General features: G+C 71.7%; 16 protein-coding genes. 15 read left to right on the top strand and 1 reads right to left on the bottom strand.

The features are described 5' to 3' along the window. Nucleotides 1-39: 39 nt before the first annotated feature. From OG766_RS11365 to OG766_RS11345, 5 genes are all read left to right on the top strand, one after another. Nucleotides 40-1113: a nitronate monooxygenase gene (locus OG766_RS11365; protein ID WP_266374287.1), complete on the top strand. Its 1074-nt coding sequence runs from the start codon at nucleotides 40-42 to the stop codon at nucleotides 1111-1113. Further along, the gene (locus OG766_RS11360; RefSeq protein WP_266374288.1) at nucleotides 1110-1850 is read left to right on the top strand and encodes a 16S rRNA (uracil(1498)-N(3))-methyltransferase; all 741 of its coding nucleotides are present in this window, start codon (nucleotides 1110-1112) and stop codon (nucleotides 1848-1850) included. Before OG766_RS11365 ends, OG766_RS11360 begins: the two co-directional genes overlap by 4 nt. Before the next feature lie 75 nt (nucleotides 1851-1925). After that, on the top strand, nucleotides 1926-2285 hold the full coding sequence (locus tag OG766_RS11355; RefSeq protein ID WP_266374289.1) for a histidine triad nucleotide-binding protein: 360 nt from the start codon (nucleotides 1926-1928) through the stop codon (nucleotides 2283-2285). A gap of 63 nt (nucleotides 2286-2348) precedes the next feature. After that, on the top strand, nucleotides 2349-3257 hold the full coding sequence (locus OG766_RS11350; RefSeq protein ID WP_328725211.1) for a ribonuclease Z: 909 nt from the start codon (nucleotides 2349-2351) through the stop codon (nucleotides 3255-3257). A 53-nt stretch (nucleotides 3258-3310) separates the two neighbouring features. After that, nucleotides 3311-4312: an adenosine deaminase gene (locus tag OG766_RS11345; RefSeq protein WP_266374291.1), complete on the top strand. Its 1002-nt coding sequence runs from the start codon at nucleotides 3311-3313 to the stop codon at nucleotides 4310-4312. Between the two features lie 87 nt (nucleotides 4313-4399). Here the strand turns inward: OG766_RS11345 and OG766_RS11340 are convergent, their stop codons facing one another. Beyond that, nucleotides 4400-5689: an MFS transporter gene (locus OG766_RS11340; protein ID WP_266374292.1), complete on the bottom strand. Its 1290-nt coding sequence runs from the start codon at nucleotides 5687-5689 to the stop codon at nucleotides 4400-4402. Nucleotides 5690-6059: 370 nt separating this feature from the next. Here OG766_RS11340 and OG766_RS11335 point away from each other — a divergent pair, with 370 nt between their 5' ends. From OG766_RS11335 to era, 10 genes are all read left to right on the top strand, one after another. Next, nucleotides 6060-7118, top strand: coding sequence for a carbohydrate kinase family protein (locus tag OG766_RS11335; protein ID WP_266377998.1), 1059 nt, complete (start codon nucleotides 6060-6062; stop codon nucleotides 7116-7118). 139 nt (nucleotides 7119-7257) lie between these two features. Further along, the gene (locus OG766_RS11330) at nucleotides 7258-8316 is read left to right on the top strand and encodes a PhoH family protein (RefSeq protein ID WP_266374293.1); all 1059 of its coding nucleotides are present in this window, start codon (nucleotides 7258-7260) and stop codon (nucleotides 8314-8316) included. A 13-nt stretch (nucleotides 8317-8329) separates the two neighbouring features. Beyond that, complete coding sequence (gene ybeY, locus OG766_RS11325) at nucleotides 8330-8827, top strand: rRNA maturation RNase YbeY (RefSeq protein ID WP_266374294.1); 498 nt, start codon at nucleotides 8330-8332, stop codon at nucleotides 8825-8827. Further along, nucleotides 8824-10092, top strand: coding sequence for a hemolysin family protein (locus tag OG766_RS11320; RefSeq protein ID WP_328725210.1), 1269 nt, complete (start codon nucleotides 8824-8826; stop codon nucleotides 10090-10092). The genes ybeY and OG766_RS11320 overlap by 4 nt, the downstream gene beginning before the upstream one ends. Next, on the top strand, nucleotides 10089-10442 hold the full coding sequence (locus OG766_RS11315; protein ID WP_328725209.1) for an MmcQ/YjbR family DNA-binding protein: 354 nt from the start codon (nucleotides 10089-10091) through the stop codon (nucleotides 10440-10442). The genes OG766_RS11320 and OG766_RS11315 overlap by 4 nt, the downstream gene beginning before the upstream one ends. Before the next feature lie 72 nt (nucleotides 10443-10514). Next, entirely contained in the window at nucleotides 10515-10883 is a 369-nt protein-coding gene (locus tag OG766_RS11310; protein WP_328725208.1) for a cytidine deaminase, read from the top strand. A 391-nt stretch (nucleotides 10884-11274) separates the two neighbouring features. Beyond that, nucleotides 11275-11760 carry a hypothetical protein gene (locus OG766_RS11305; protein WP_266374298.1) on the top strand — a complete coding sequence of 162 codons (486 nt, stop codon included), beginning with the start codon at nucleotides 11275-11277 and terminating at the stop codon, nucleotides 11758-11760. Nucleotides 11761-12006: 246 nt separating this feature from the next. Further along, nucleotides 12007-13383, top strand: coding sequence for a beta-xylosidase (locus OG766_RS11300; protein WP_328725207.1), 1377 nt, complete (start codon nucleotides 12007-12009; stop codon nucleotides 13381-13383). 60 nt (nucleotides 13384-13443) lie between these two features. Next, nucleotides 13444-14391, top strand: coding sequence for a WxL protein peptidoglycan domain-containing protein (locus tag OG766_RS11295; protein ID WP_423247033.1), 948 nt, complete (start codon nucleotides 13444-13446; stop codon nucleotides 14389-14391). Nucleotides 14392-14412: 21 nt separating this feature from the next. Further along, on the top strand, nucleotides 14413-15369 hold the full coding sequence (gene era, locus OG766_RS11290; protein WP_266374300.1) for a GTPase Era: 957 nt from the start codon (nucleotides 14413-14415) through the stop codon (nucleotides 15367-15369). The last annotated feature ends 35 nt before the right edge of the window (nucleotides 15370-15404 follow it).

The raw sequence follows: 15404 nt of genomic DNA, 5'->3' as shown, positions 1-15404 counted from the left end.
GATTCGGCCGCGGGGGCCGGACGTGGCACCATGCGGGGCATGTCCTCCGCGCTCACCGATCTCTGCCGTTGTCCGATCGTGCAGGCCCCCATGGCCGGTGGTGCTTCCTGCCCCGATCTCGCCGCGGCCGTCTCCGAGGCCGGCGGGCTCGGGTTCCTGGCCGCCGGGTACAAGACCGCGGACGGCATGTACCAGGAGATCAAACAGCTGCGCGGTCTCACCGGCCGTCCCTTCGGCGTGAACCTGTTCATGCCGCAGCCGCAGTACGCGGACGCCGCGGCCGTCGACGTGTACCGGCAGCAGCTCGCGGGCGAGGTGAGCTGGTACGACACACCGCTCGGCGACCCCGACTCCGGCCGGGACGACGGCTACGAGGCCAAGCTGGCCATCCTGCGGGACGACCCCGTCCCCCTGGTGTCGTTCACGTTCGGCTGCCCCGCCCCGGCCGCCGTCGCGTCGCTCAAGCGCGCCGGGACGCTCACGGTCGTCACCGTCACCACCCCCGAAGAGGCCCAGTCCGCCCAGCACGCGGGCGCCGACGCCATCTGCGTCCAGGGCATCGAGGCGGGCGGCCACCAGGGCACGCACCGCGACGACCCCGCCACCGACGGCGGCGGCATCGGGCTCCTCGCGCTGATCGCGCAGATCCGGGAGACCGTGCAGCTCCCGATCGTCGCGGCCGGCGGCATCATGCGGGGCAGCCAGATCGCCGCCGTCCTCGCCGCCGGGGCCGACGCGGCCCAGCTCGGCACCGCGTTCCTCGTCTGCCCCGAGTCGGGCGCGAACGTGCTGCACAAGCAGGCCATGACCAACCCGCTGTTCACGAGGACGGACCTGACCCGCGCGTTCTCGGGCCGCCCGGCCCGTGGCCTCGTCAACCGGTTCATGCGCGAGCACGGACCGTACGCGCCCGCCGCGTATCCCGAGGTGCACCACCTCACCTCCGGCCTGCGCAAGGCCGCCGCGAAGGCCGGCGACCCCCAGGGCATGGCCCTGTGGGCCGGTCAGGGGCACCGGATGGCCCGTGAGCTGCCCGCCGGGCAGCTCGTCGAGGTGCTCGCCGCCGAACTGACCGCCGCGAGCGCCGCCCTGTCACTGCGGGCCGCCTCATGACCGCCCCGGTCTTCGTCGTCGAGGACTTCGCCGCGGGCAGCGGCGGACGCTACGTGCTGGACGGCCCCGAGGGGCGGCACGCGGTCTCCGTGAAGCGGCTGCAGCCCGGTGAGGACGTCGTCCTCACCGACGGCGCGGGGCGCTGGGCGGACTGCGTGGTCCTGGACACCGAGGGCAAGGACCGGCTCGTCGTGCGGATGGACTCGGTGCACGAGGAACCGGAGGAGACGCCCCGGATCACCGTCGTCCAGGCACTCCCCAAGGGCGACCGCGGTGAACTCGCCGTCGAGACCATGACCGAGACCGGCGTCGACGCGATCGTGCCGTGGGCCGCCGCGCGCTGTATCACCCAGTGGAAGGGCGACCGCGGCGCCAAGTCGCTGGCGAAGTGGCGTGCCACGGCCCGTGAGGCGGGCAAGCAGTCGCGCCGTGTCCGCTTCCCGGAGGTCGCGGACGCCGCCACGACCAAGCAGGTCGCGCAGCTGCTCGCCGCGGCCGACTTCGCGGCCGTGCTGCACGAGGAGGGCGCGGAGCCGCTCGCCACCGCCCAACTGCCGCCGTCCGGGGAGATCGTGCTGGTCGTCGGGCCCGAAGGGGGCGTGTCCCCCGAGGAGTTGGCGGTCTTCGCCGAGGCCGGTGCGAAGCCGTACCGGCTGGGCAGGAGCGTCCTGCGCACCTCCACCGCGGGTACGGCCGCCTCCGCGCTGCTGCTGGGCCGCACCGGCCGCTGGTCCTGAGCCGGTCCCCGCCGGCAGGCCGCACCGATAGCATGCAGGTCCACTGATCGTCGGAGTCGTGAAGGGGCCCGGACCATGGCGGGAGAACCGCAGGCCGACTGCCTGTTCTGCAAGATCGTGGCGGGGGAGGTCCCGGCCACCGTCGTCCGTGAGTCGGAGACGACCGTCGCCTTCCGCGACATCAACCCGCAAGCACCGACGCATGTGCTCGTCATCCCGAAGGTGCACTACCCGGACGCCGGTACGCTCGCCGCCGCCGAGCCGGGCATCGCCGCCGACATACTGCGCGAGGCGGCCGAGGTCGCGGCCGGGGACAAGGTGGACGAGAGCGGCTTCCGCATCGTCTTCAACACCGGCACCGGTGCGGGCCAGACCGTCTTCCACGCGCACGCCCATGTGCTCGGTGGCCGCGGCTTCAACTGGCCGCCCGGATAGACCGACAGGCTCACAGGTCTACAGGCCCGCAGGTCTACAGGCAGAACAGGCACGGAGCGCATCTTGTCCGTACGCGAACTGGTCGTGCTCGGCACGGCCAGCCAGGTCCCCACCCGGCACCGCAACCACAACGGCTATCTGCTGCGCTGGGACGGCGAAGGCATCCTCTTCGACCCGGGTGAGGGCACCCAGCGGCAGATGCTGCGGGCCGGCGTCGCCGCGCACGACATCGACCGGATCTGTGTCACGCACTTCCACGGCGACCACTCCCTCGGCCTCGCCGGAGTGATCCAGCGCATCAACCTCGACCAGGTGCCGCACCCGGTCACCGCCCACTACCCGGCGAGCGGACAGCGCTTCTTCGAGCGGCTCCGGTACGCCACCGCCTACCGGGAGACCGTGCGGCTCGCCGAAGCTCCCGTCACCGCGGACGGCATCCTGGCCGAGACGCCCTCGTACACCCTCGAAGCGCGCCGTCTCGACCACCCCGTCGAGTCCTTCGGCTACCGGCTGACCGAACCCGACGGCCGCCGCATGCTGCCCGAGCGGCTCGCCGCGCACGGCATCAAGGGCCCCGACGTGGGGCGCATCCAGCGCGAGAGCGCGCTCGGCGGCGTCACGCTGGAGGACGTCAGTGAGGTGCGGCGCGGGCAGCGGTTCGCGTTCGTCATGGACACCCGGCTCTGCGACGGGGCGTACGAGCTGGCCGAGGGCTGCGACATGCTCGTCATCGAGTCGACCTTCCTCGAGGAGGACCGTGGGCTGGCCACCGACCACGGCCATCTCACGGCCGGACAGGCGGCTCGCGTGGCGCGCGATGCGGGCGTACGGCACCTCGTCCTGACACACTTCTCGCAGCGCTACAGCGAGCCCGAGGAGTTCGAGCGTCAGGCCCGGGCCGCGGGCTTCGAGGGTGAGCTGTCCGTGGCCCGGGACCTCGTCCGGGTCCCCGTCCCCAAACGCGAAGTCTGAACCGGCCGGTGTCCGATCCAGCCGGTGCGGACGCCGACTGCGAGCGAGCACCGATGTCACTCATCCCCAAGGCCGAACTGCATCTGCACATCGAGGGCACCCTCGAACCCGAACTCGCCTTCGCCCTCGCCGAACGCAACGGCGTCGAGCTGCCGTACGCCGGTACGGAAGACCTCCGCAAGGCGTACCTCTTCAGCGATCTGCAGTCCTTCCTCGACCTGTACTACGGGCTGATGGCGGTCCTGCACACCGCGAACGACTTCACCGACCTCGCCGAGGCGTACCTCGCGCGCGCGGCGGCCCAGGGTGTGCGGCACGCCGAGATCTTCTTCGACCCGCAGGCGCACACCGCGCGGGGCGTCCCGATCGGCACCGTCGTCGAGGGGCTCGCGCACGCGCTGGACCGCAGCGAGGAGCGGCACGGCATCTCCACGCAGCTGATCATGTGCTTCCTGCGTGACCAGTCGGCGGAGTCCGCGATGGAGACGCTCGACGCCGCGAAGCCGTATCTGCACCACATCGCCGGTGTCGGCCTCGACTCGGCGGAGGTGGGGCACCCGCCGTCGAAGTTCCGCGAGGTGTACGCGGCCGCTGAGTCCCTCGGCCTGCGGAAGGTCGCCCACGCCGGCGAGGAGGGCCCTCCCGCGTACATCCGGGAGGCGCTGGACGTCCTCGGGGTCGAGCGCATCGACCACGGGCTGCGCGCTATGGAGGATCCGGAGCTGGTCGAGCGTCTGGCCCGTGAGCAGGTGCCCCTCACCCTCTGTCCGCTCTCGAACGTGCGCCTGCGCGCCGTCGACACTCTGGAGGACCACCCGCTGCGGGCGATGATGGACGCCGGGCTACTGGTCACCGTCAACTCGGACGATCCGTCGTACTTCGGCGGCTACGTCGGCGACACCTTCCACGCGGTGCGCGAGGCGCTGGCCCTCGGCCAGGAACAGCTGCGCGAGCTGGCCCGCAACTCGTTCCGCGCGGCGTTCCTCGACCACGACGAACCACGCCGTGAGCGGTATCTCGCGGCGGTCGAGTCGTACGACTTCGACAGGGACTGAGAGCGCGCCGACGGGACCTGACCAGGACCGACGGGACGGCCGGGACGGCCGGGACGGTGCCGGACCGGACCGCCGCCCGCCCGGCCCTCAGGAAGCGAGCACCTTCGCGGTACGGGACGGCGCCGCGTCCGGCACGGGCAGGGGCACGGGCACCGGGCGCAGGCGACGTCCCGACGTGTGCACGGCCACCGCGGTCATCGGCACGGCCACCAGGAGCAGTCCCACGCACAGGACGAGACCCATGCCGGGGTAGCCGGTGTACTCGGACAGCAGGCTGCCCGCGAGCGGTCCGCACGCCACGCCCAGGGACGACGCCGAGCCCGCGAGGACCGCCCACCGCCCGTGCCGGTCGAGCGATGCGGCGAGGCCGAGCAGGTACGACAGGACCACCGGGTAGAAGGCGTTCCACAGGATCTCGCCCGTGGCGAAGCTCGTCAGGTCCCGCGCCGACGAACTGATCACGATGCAGCAGGCGATGAGCGCGGTGCCCACGCCGATCGGCATCGCCCGCCCGAGCCGTGTCCCCAGCGCCCCGGCCGCGACGACGCCCGTGAGCCCGGCGCCCAGCGCCACGGCGAACACCGCACCGACGGTGACCTCGCTCAGTCCGGCCTGGGTGACGCCGATCCGGCCGCTGACGCCCCACAGCGCGTTCTGTGCCATCGACCAGCAGAGCATCGTGACCGCGAGCACGGCACCGGATCGCCGCCGGGGCAGCGGGGCGATCGGAAGGCGAGCCTCGGGTACGCCCGGGAGGCCGGCCCGCGTCCCGGCACCGTCCAGCCGCCGCGTCGCGGGCCACATCACGAGCGCGGCCGCCGCCAGCGCCGCGAACGGCAGCGCGTGACCGCCCCCGAGGCGCGGGATCGTCAGGTAGAGCGCGCCGGCGCTCGCCGACACCGTGAGCAGGCCGAGCGCCGACACCCGGTGGGGATCGCGCTGGGCGGCGATCCCCACCGCGGCGACCGCCGCCGCCGTGCCCGAACCGAAGCCGCCCACCACGGTGCCCGCGACGACCACGGGCACCGCCGAGGTGGCCGCGGCGGCCCCGTACCCCGCCGCGGCGAGCAGCAGCCCCAGTCGGGCGAGCCGGCGGGGACCGTGGCGCTCGCCGCGCGGCGCCGGTGTTCCGTGGCCGGCCCGGGCGGTGGGGCCTACCCGGAACGGCAGCCGGACCGGCATGCTGAGGAAGGCCTGGCCGAATCCCGCCGTCGCCGAACTCAGCAGCAGTGCCGAACCGAGGAGACCGGCCTGGGCGGGCGTGAGCCCGAGTCCGGTGGAGAGACGGCCGACGACGGTCGGCAGGAGGTAGGCGGCAAGGTGGCCGACGGTGAAGACGGCGACGAGCGGCCACGCGGCGCGCAGGCGCGAGGACATGGGCGTTCCCGGGAAACAAAGGGCTGAAAACGGGGAGGAGCGCCCGGTGTTGCACGGGAACGCGCGCCAATTTGTATCAAGCGTGCCCGGCAACGGAGAAGGTGAGAACGTGTGATGCGGGACACATTTGGTTTGTGCGGGATTCTGGCGGGTAGCAGCGGGCCTTTCCTGTGGTCCGTCACCCGTGCACAAGAGGGCGGATCAGGCACACTGGCTTGATTCGTACCGCTCTTGCACCGCACTGCACGGCATTCCGGGAGCCACCGTGATCACGACCGACGGAGAGCAGCACAGGCCACGTCACACGCCGCACCACGCGCCGCAGCACGCACACCAGCAGGCGCAGCAACACTCCGCGGACGTCGACCCGTTGGGCGGGCTGCGCACCGGAGGGGACCCGCAGTGCGACGTGTTCCTCACCGGCACGGTCTTCCTCGACATCGTCTTCACCGGGCTGGACAGCGCGCCGGTGCGGGGCACCGAGTCCTGGGCGCGCGGGATGGGCCAGAGCCCCGGCGGCGTCGCCAACATGGCCACCGCACTCGCCCGGCTCGGTCTGCGCACCTCGCTCGCCGCCGCCTTCGGCGACGACTTCTACGGCGACTACTGCTGGGACGCCCTGGAACAGGGCGAGGGCATCGACCTGTCCCGGTCGCGGACCGTACCGGGCTGGCACTCCCCGGTGACGGTCTCGATGGCGTACGAGGGCGAGCGGACGATGATCTCGCACGGCCACGAGGCGCCGCCCGCCGACCGGCTCCCGGCGGGAACGCCGCGCGCCCGGGCCGCCGTCGCCTCCCTCGTGCCCGACCGCAGCGAGACCTGGATCGCGGAGGCCGCGGGCCGCGGCGCCCGGATCTTCGCCGACGTCGGCTGGGACGAAACCGGCCGCTGGGATCTTGCGGCGCTGCACGACCTGGGGCTGTGCGAGGCGTTCCTGCCCAATGCGCAGGAGGCGATGCGCTACACCCGCACCGACTGCCCGCGCGCGGCCGCCCGGGCGCTGGCGGACCGGGTGCCGGTCGTCGTCGTCACGCTCGGTGCGGAGGGCGCGTACGCCGTGGACGGCGCCACCGGCGAGACCGCGGAGGTCCCGGCGATCGAGGTGGAGGCGCTGGATCCGACGGGGGCGGGAGACGTCTTCATGGCCGGTTTCGTCATGGGCACCCTCGCCGGCTGGCCCCTCGCGGACCGGCTCGCCTTCGCCGGGCTGACCGCCGCGCTCTCCGTGCAGGAATTCGGCGGCTCCCTGTCCGCGCCCGGCTGGTCCGAGGTGGCGACCTGGTGGCAGTACGTGCGGACCTGCGCGGACCAGGACCCGGAGGCGCTGGCCCGCTACGGCTTCCTGGCCCGCCTCCTGCCCGCCCCGGACCGCCCCTGGCCGCTGCGCCGCGCCCTCCCCACCATCGGCTTCCGCCGCCCCGCCTGACCCCCGGGGGCCCCGGGCCCGAGTGCGTGAGGAAAAGCGCTTCAGGACTGTCAGTGCGGGGTCGTACGCTGGTATCCAGAGGTTGTCGAGCAGCGAGAACCCTGCAACGGGAGGTATGTGCAGGCCACAGAGCCGGCCCATGACTCAGACACCCAACGCCCAGACCCGCCCCCTACGCCCCGCGGGCGTGGAGGCCACCCCAGCGCCGGGGCAGGCACGAGCCCAGTTCACCGTCCCCGCCAAGCATCCGATGGTGACCGTTCTCGGTTCGGGCGACGCCCTGCTGCGCGTGATCGAGAAGGCCTTCCCGGCGGCCGACATCCATGTCCGGGGCAATGAGGTCAGCGCGGTCGGCGACGAGCGGGAAGTCGCCCTCATCCAGCGCCTGTTCGACGAGATGATGCTGGTGCTCCGCACCGGACAGCCGATGACGGAGGACGCAGTGGAACGCTCGATCGCCATGCTCAGGGCGAGCGAGAACGGGACCGGGCCGGACGAGACCCCGGCCGAAGTTCTCACGCAGAACATCCTCTCCAGCCGCGGCCGCACCATCCGCCCCAAGACCCTCAACCAGAAGCGCTATGTCGACGCGATCGACAAGCACACCGTCGTCTTCGGCATCGGCCCCGCCGGTACGGGCAAGACGTACCTCGCGATGGCCAAGGCCGTCCAGGCGCTCCAGTCCAAGCAGGTCAACCGGATCATCCTGACCCGGCCCGCCGTCGAGGCCGGTGAGCGCCTCGGCTTCCTGCCCGGCACGCTCTACGAGAAGATCGACCCGTATCTGCGGCCGCTCTACGACGCACTGCACGACATGATCGACCCGGACTCGATCCCCCGCCTCATGGCGGCGGGCACGATCGAGGTCGCGCCGCTGGCGTACATGCGAGGCCGCACGCTCAACGACGCGTTCATCATCCTCGACGAGGCGCAGAACACGAATCCGGAACAGATGAAGATGTTCCTGACCCGTCTCGGCTTCGAGTCGAAGATCGTCATCACCGGTGACGTCACCCAGGTCGACCTGCCCGGCGGCACCAAGAGCGGTCTGCGCCAGGTCCGGGAGATCCTGGACGGGGTCCCGGACGTGCACTTCTCCCTGCTGACGTCACAGGATGTCGTCCGGCACAGGCTCGTCGGCCGTATCGTCGACGCGTACGAGCAGTACGACAGCCGTAACGGCACCAACGGGAAGTGAACCGGTCAGCACCATGTCGATCGACGTCAACAACGAGTCCGGCACCGAGATCGACGAGCGGGCGATCCTCGACATCGCCCGCTATGCGCTCGCCAGGATGCGTATTCACCCGCTGTCCGAGCTCTCGGTGATCGTTGTGGACACCGACGCCATGGAGCAGCTCCACATCCAGTGGATGGACCTGCCGGGCCCCACGGATGTCATGTCCTTTCCCATGGACGAGCTGCGCCCGCCGGTCAAGGACGACGAGGAGCCCCCGCAGGGGCTCCTCGGCGACATCGTCCTGTGCCCCGAGGTGGCCCAGAAGCAGGGCGAGGAAGCACCCACCCAGCACTCCATGGACGAGGAGCTCCAGCTCCTCACCGTCCATGGAGTGCTGCACCTGCTCGGTTACGACCACGAGGAGACCGACGAGCGCGCCGAGATGTTCGGTCTGCAGGCCGCGATCGTCGACGGCTGGCGGGCGGAGAAGGGCCTGACGGGTCCGTCCCCGGCGCCGACCGTCTCATGAGCGCCCCACTCCTCGTCGGCGCGGTCGCGCTCGTCATCGTCGCCTGGCTGGCGGCGTGCGCCGAGGCCGGTATCGCCAGGGTCTCCAGCTTCCGCGCCGCCGAGGCGGTGCGCTCCGGACGGCGCGGCGCGGACCGGCTCGTGCAGGTCGCCTCCGACCCCACCCGCTATCTCAACGTGGCCCTGCTGGTGCGGGTCTCCTGCGAGATGGCGGCCGGCGTGCTCGTCACCTACGCCTGTCTCCAGGAGTTCCCCGAGACCTGGGAGGCGCTGGCCGTCGCCATCGGCGTGATGGTCCTCGTGTCCTTCGTCGCCGTGGGTGTCTCCCCGCGCACCATCGGCCGCCAGCACCCGCTGAACACGGCGACCGCCGCCGCGTACGTCCTGCTGCCGCTCGCCCGGATCATGGGCCCGGTCCCGCAGCTGCTGATCCTCATCGGTAACGCGCTGACGCCGGGCAAGGGCTTCGCCAAGGGCCCGTTCGCGAGCGAGGCCGAGCTGCGCGCCATGGTCGACCTCGCCGAGCAGGAGTCGCTGATCGAGGCCGAGGAGCGCAAGATGGTGCACTCCATCTTCGAACTCGGCGACACCCTCGTGCGGGAGGTCATGGTGCCGCGGACGGACCTCGTCTGCATCGAGCGCTACAAGACCATCCGCCAGGCCCTCACCCTCGCCCTGCGCTCCGGCTTCTCCCGCATCCCCGTCACCGGGGAGAACGAGGACGACATCGTCGGCATGGTGTATCTCAAGGACCTCGTCCGCAAGACGCACATCAAGCGGGACGCCGAGGCCGAGCTGGTCTCCACGGCCATGCGCCCGGCCACCTTCGTCCCCGACACCAAGAACGCGGGCGATCTCCTCCGCGAGATGCAGCAGGAACGCAACCATGTCGCGGTCGTCATCGACGAGTACGGCGGCACGGCGGGCATCGTCACCATCGAGGACATCCTGGAGGAGATCGTCGGCGAGATCACCGACGAGTACGACCGCGAACTGCCTCCCGTCGAGGAGCTCGGCGACTCCCGCTACCGCGTCACCGCCCGGCTCGACATCGGCGACCTCGGAGAGCTGTTCGGTCTCGACGCCTTCGACGACGAGGACGTCGAGACCGTCGGCGGACTGCTCGCCAAGTTCCTCGGCCGCGTCCCGATCGCCGGCGCGAGCGCGGTGGTCGACCTGCCCGACGGCCGCACCCTTCGGCTGACCGCCGAGTCACCGGCCGGCCGGCGGAACAAGATCGTCACGGTGCTGGTGGAGCCCGCGTGAGGCCCGACCGGCTCAAGGCCCTGTGTCTCGCACAGAACGCGGCGGTGGAGGAGTTCCCGTTCGGGCCCGAGTACTCGGTCTTCAAGGTCGAGGGGAAGCTGTTCGCCATCACCGACCTTCAGGCCACGCCGCTGACGGTCTCGCTCAAGTGCGATCCGGACGAGGCGGTACGGCTGCGCGCGGAGCACCCGGCGATCGTCCCCGGCTACCACCTCAACAAGCGCCACTGGAACACGGTGACGGTGGGCGAGCTCCCGGCCCGTATGGTCCGCGAGCTCATCGAGGACTCGTACGACCTGGTCGTGGCGGGCCTGACGAAGGCCCAGCGGCTCCGTCTCGACCGCCCCTGACCTGCGGCCGGTGACCGGCGCCGACCGGCCCTGACCGGCGGCGGGGCCGGTGCCCTGGCCTATGCTCGGGCCATGACGCAGAGCACCGACCCCCAGAGCGCCGGACTCGGCCCCGAGGACCGCAAGATCGTCACCCTGGCCCGTTCCGCCAGGGCCCGCAACGGCGTGCCCGAGGGCGCCGCCGTGCGCGACGAGACGGGTCGTACGTACGTCGCGGGCACCGTGGACCTCAGCTCGCTGAAGCTCAGCGCCCTGCAGACCGCGGTCGCGATGGCGGTGGCGAGCGGCGCGAAGTTCCTGGAGGCCGCGGCGGTCGTCACCGAGGCCGAGGCCGTGTCGGAGGCGGACCGAGCGGCGGTGCGCGACCTGGGCGGCGCGGACACCCCGGTCGTGCTGGCGGGCCCGGACGGCACGGTGCGGCTCTCGGTCCAGGCCGGCTGACGGGCCGCCGCCGGTGCGGTCGGGACGCGCCCGCCTACCCACCGGTCAGTAGCAAACGTCTCTCAAGTCCCTGAAGAAACCAGGGGACTTTCCCTTGCAATCGCTGCTCAGCTGCGTATCAATGAACAGCAGTTATCCGACGGACCGTCAGATATGCCGGGCGGCCGGGTGCGGGGCGCGAGCCGCAGTCCCGTACCGCCTCGGCCGTCCTCCCCTCCGTGCGGCGCACCCCCGCTCACGGACGGTCCGCGCACACCTTCCACGCAGCCCCTGCAGAGCCGTGCCCGCATGCCCGTACGACCGGTCGGCGGGTCCGGTGGGACCCCACTGCGCGGATCCGTGCGCCCTCGTGCGGCATACGACAACTCCCTGACAAGGGAAGGGGATCCGAATGAGACGCAGCAGGTTCGGTATCGGTACGGCGCTGGCCGTGGGGGCCCTGGCCGTGAGCGGCCTGGCGTTCGCCCCGGCGGCGATGGCGGTGCAGCCGGCGGACGCCACGGCGGAATACGACTGCGGTGGCTTCGGCGGCGGCGACGCCAACCTCCACGCCGTGCAGTCGGGCGGCAGCATCACCATCACCGTGGCCACGTCCGTCGTCACACCGCTGCCCATCGGGGCGGGCGACGCGACCACCACACTCGTCCTGTCCCTCAACGGCTCGGGAACCGCCACGTTCTCGGGCAGCTCCAACCCGGCGATCCCGGCGTTCAGCCCGTTCAACAGCGGGCCCCTGACGAGCACCGCGAGCTTCGCTCCCGGTGACTCCCTGGACTCGTACTTCGGCGGTCCCGGCCTCACGCTGGAGATCTTCGGTACGACGGTCCCCTGCGAGGCGGTCACCTCGCAGTCGCCCGGCCCGTTCGTCGCCGACTGATCCACAGCCGGCACGCAACGGCCGCTGCCGCCGCACCAATCGGCGGCAGCGGCCCCGCGCCGGTTTTCTGTCATCCGGTGAGTGTCATCGTCCCGCAGGCGCGGCGAAGTTAACAGTATCTGATGGGCCATCAGTTGGGACATTTCGATTCCATTGACTTCTTCCGCCCACCGGCCGTCAATGGCCGCCCGTAGGCGCGGACGTACCGAAGAGCCGCCGCGCCCACACCTTCAGGAGGGGGTAACCATGGCAACCGCAGGTCCGTCGAGCCGAAGATCTGCCGACCGAGGATCCGCCGGGCGAAGACGCCGCTGGGCCGCAGCTCTGGGGGTGACCGCGCTCGCGGTCGCCGGCGCAGGAGTGACGGCACCGTCGGCCGGCGCCCAGGCGACGGCGTCCGCGACGGCATCCGTGTCGGTGGACTTCCCCACGCACTGCGTGCCGCCGCCCATCGCCGGCATCCCGCCGATCGACGGCACCACCACCGCCCAGATCACCGTCGACAACGCCGCCCCCAAGGTGGGCGACACCGTCACGGTGACGTACAAGGTCACCAAGCCGGCGGCCGGCAACCCCGTCAACATCGCGCTGCCCGCCGACATCATGACCCCGACCGGCAAAGTGACCCTGACCGGCGCCCAGTCCGGCTCCGTCACGGTCACCGGGCCCAAGAAGAACCCGCCCGTGCCGGGCCTGGGCGAGTTCCCGCCGTTCGACATGACCGGCACCTTCACGGTCACCGCGCCCGGCGAGATCAAGCTGTCGCCCGGCGACTACAACATCCACACCAGCTACGTCCTCGAGCTGGACACCCCCTGCACGGTGACGAATCCGCCCGCGCCCGTCTCCGAGACGGTCGTCGCGACGGACGACGGCGGCCCGGTGAACGAGCGCACCATCACGCTCGGCACGGCCTCCGGGAAGCCCGGTGACCGGGTGACCGTCACCGGCGCCGGGTTCACACCGAACACCGATGTCACCGTCGCCGGCTGGAACGGCTCCGCGCCGACCGCCGACAAGCTCACCTCCAAGTCGACGGCCACGGGCGGCTTCACCTTCCGGCCGAAGATCAACGATCCGGCGACCGTCGGCATCGTGGCGTTCGAGGGCTCGGGCTGGGATCCGGCGAAGGGCGCGGGCCCGGCCGCGTACACCCTCGTCGGGGACGTGCCCCCGCTCAGCCAGCAGCTCAACACCCTCGTGGCGAGCGGCACCCTGTCCATGACCCAGGCCGGCGACAGCGTTCAGCTGACACCCGTCGACTTCGGCCAGGGCGGCTCCTCGACCGGGGACCTGAACGCGGTCACGGTCAAGGACTTCCGCGGCGGCCCCGCGGGCTGGTCCCTGACCGGCAGGGTCACCGACTTCAGCGGGCCCGGCGGGAAGATCGACGCCGGCAAGCTGAGCTGGACCCCCTCCTGCAGCACCAAGGCGGGCAGTCCCAGCACCTGCGCGGCGGGCTCCGCGGGCGTCGTCGGCAGCGCAGGAGCGACCCTGGCGGCCACGCCCAACGGGGCGATGACCGGCGGTGAGTTCACCGTCGGCGCGAAGGTGGCACTGGACGTCCCGGCGTTCACGGCCCCCGGCGCCTACACCGGTGTGTTGACCCTCACCCTCACCTGACAGCCACGGCGGGTCGGCCCGCACCCGGCCGACCCGCCCCTACCCCGGGGGTTCCGCACCGTGCGCAGACTGTCCGCACCGCTCCTGGCCGTGATCGCGCTCCTGCTCCTGTACGCCGCACCGGGCACCTCCCACGCCGCCGACAACGGCGAGTGGTCCGTCGAGCCCGCCGCCTCCGCGCTCGGCGGCCGCCCGTACTTCTATCTCTCCGCCGACCCCGGCACCAGGCTCACCGACAAGGTCACCGTCACCAACAAGACCGCCGCCCCGCTCACCTTCCTGCTCTACGCCGCCGACGCGTACAACACGGCACGGGACGGCGGCTTCGCCGTACGCACCCAGGACGAGCGCCAGCGCGGCGTCGGCGCCTGGGCGAAGCCGGAACGCGACCGGGTCACCGTCCCCGCGCGCTCCTCCGTCACCGTCCCCTACACCCTCACCGTCCCCGAGAACGCCGAGCCCGGCGACCACCCGGGCGCCCTGGTCGCCCTCGACGAGCGCGTCGCGGCGGGATCCGGATCCGTCGCGGTCGGCGTCCGGCGGGCGGTCGGCGCGCGCGTCTACCTCCGGGTGAACGGCCCGACCATGGCCGCACTGTCGGTCGAGGACGTGACCTACGCCCCGGACACACCGCTCGTGCCCGGCGCCGGCGACAGCAGCGCGCTCGTCTCGTACACGCTGCACAATCGCGGGAACGTCACCCTCAACCCGAAGGTCGCCCTCCGCGCCGAAGGCCTGTTCGGCCGCACCCTCCTGGCCCGCGAGCTGAAGCGGATCCCCGGCGAACTGCTGCCGCGCCAGAAGATCCGGCTCACCGAGAGATGGGCGGGCGCACCGCAGCTCGACTGGGGCGAGGTGACCCTGACGGCGAGCGCACGCGACGTCCGCGAATCCGGTGCGGTGTCCTTCTTCGCCCTGCCCTGGCTGGTCGCGGTCGTCCTGCTCACAGGGGGTGCGGGCGCGTTCGTGTGGCTGCGGCTACGGGCCCGGACGGCACGCGGTACGTGAGAGCCCCGCGGATCGGGGAGAATGTCCCGCATGAGCGTTCACACCCCTGGATCCGAGGCCCCGCACCGCGCCGGCTTCGCCTGCTTCGTCGGCCGTCCCAACGCGGGCAAGTCCACCCTCACGAACGCTCTGGTCGGGCAGAAGGTGGCGATCACCTCGAAGAAGCCCCAGACCACGCGCCACACCGTCCGGGGCATCGTGCACCGCCCCGATCTCAACGCCCAGCTCGTGCTCGTGGACACGCCCGGTCTGCACAAGCCGCGCACCCTGCTCGGTGAGCGGCTCAACGACGTCGTACGGACCACCTGGGCCGAGGTCGACGTGATCGGCTTCTGCCTGCCGGCCGACGAGAAGGTCGGCCCGGGGGATCGTTTCATCGCCAAGGAGCTGGCGGGGATCAAGAAGACCCCGAAGGTCGCGATCGTGACGAAGACCGACCTGGTGGACTCCAAGACCCTCGCCGAGCAGCTGATCGCCATCGACCAGCTCGGCAAGGAGGTCGGCATCGAATGGGCGGAGATCGTCCCGGTCTCGGCGGTCGGCGACAAGCAGGTCGCGCTGCTCGCTGACCTCCTCGTCCCGCTGATGCCCGAGAGCCCGCCGCTCTACCCGGAGGGCGATCTCACCGACGAGCCCGAGCAGGTCATGGTCGCCGAGCTGATCCGCGAGGCCGCGCTCGAAGGCGTACGGGACGAACTGCCGCACTCCATCGCGGTCGTCGTCGAGGAGATGCTGCCGCGCGAGGACCGCCCGGCGGACAAGCCGCTCCTCGACATCCACGCCAACGTCTACATCGAGCGCCCCAGCCAGAAGGGCATCATCATCGGCCCGAAGGGCAGCCGCCTCAAGGAGGTCGGCACCAAGTCCCGCAAGCACATCGAGGCGCTGCTCGGTACGCCCGTCTTCCTCGATCTGCACGTGAAGGTAGCGAAGGACTGGCAGCGGGACCCGAAGCAGCTGCGCAAGCTCGGTTTCTGACCCTCTCCGCGTCCCTCACGGTGCCGCCGGGCCCG

It is taken from the genome of Streptomyces sp. NBC_00259 (genome assembly GCF_036181745.1).
In the GTDB taxonomy this organism is placed as follows: Bacteria; Actinomycetota; Actinomycetes; order Streptomycetales; family Streptomycetaceae; genus Streptomyces; species Streptomyces pratisoli.
This window is presented reverse-complemented; position numbering and strand designations above follow the sequence as displayed.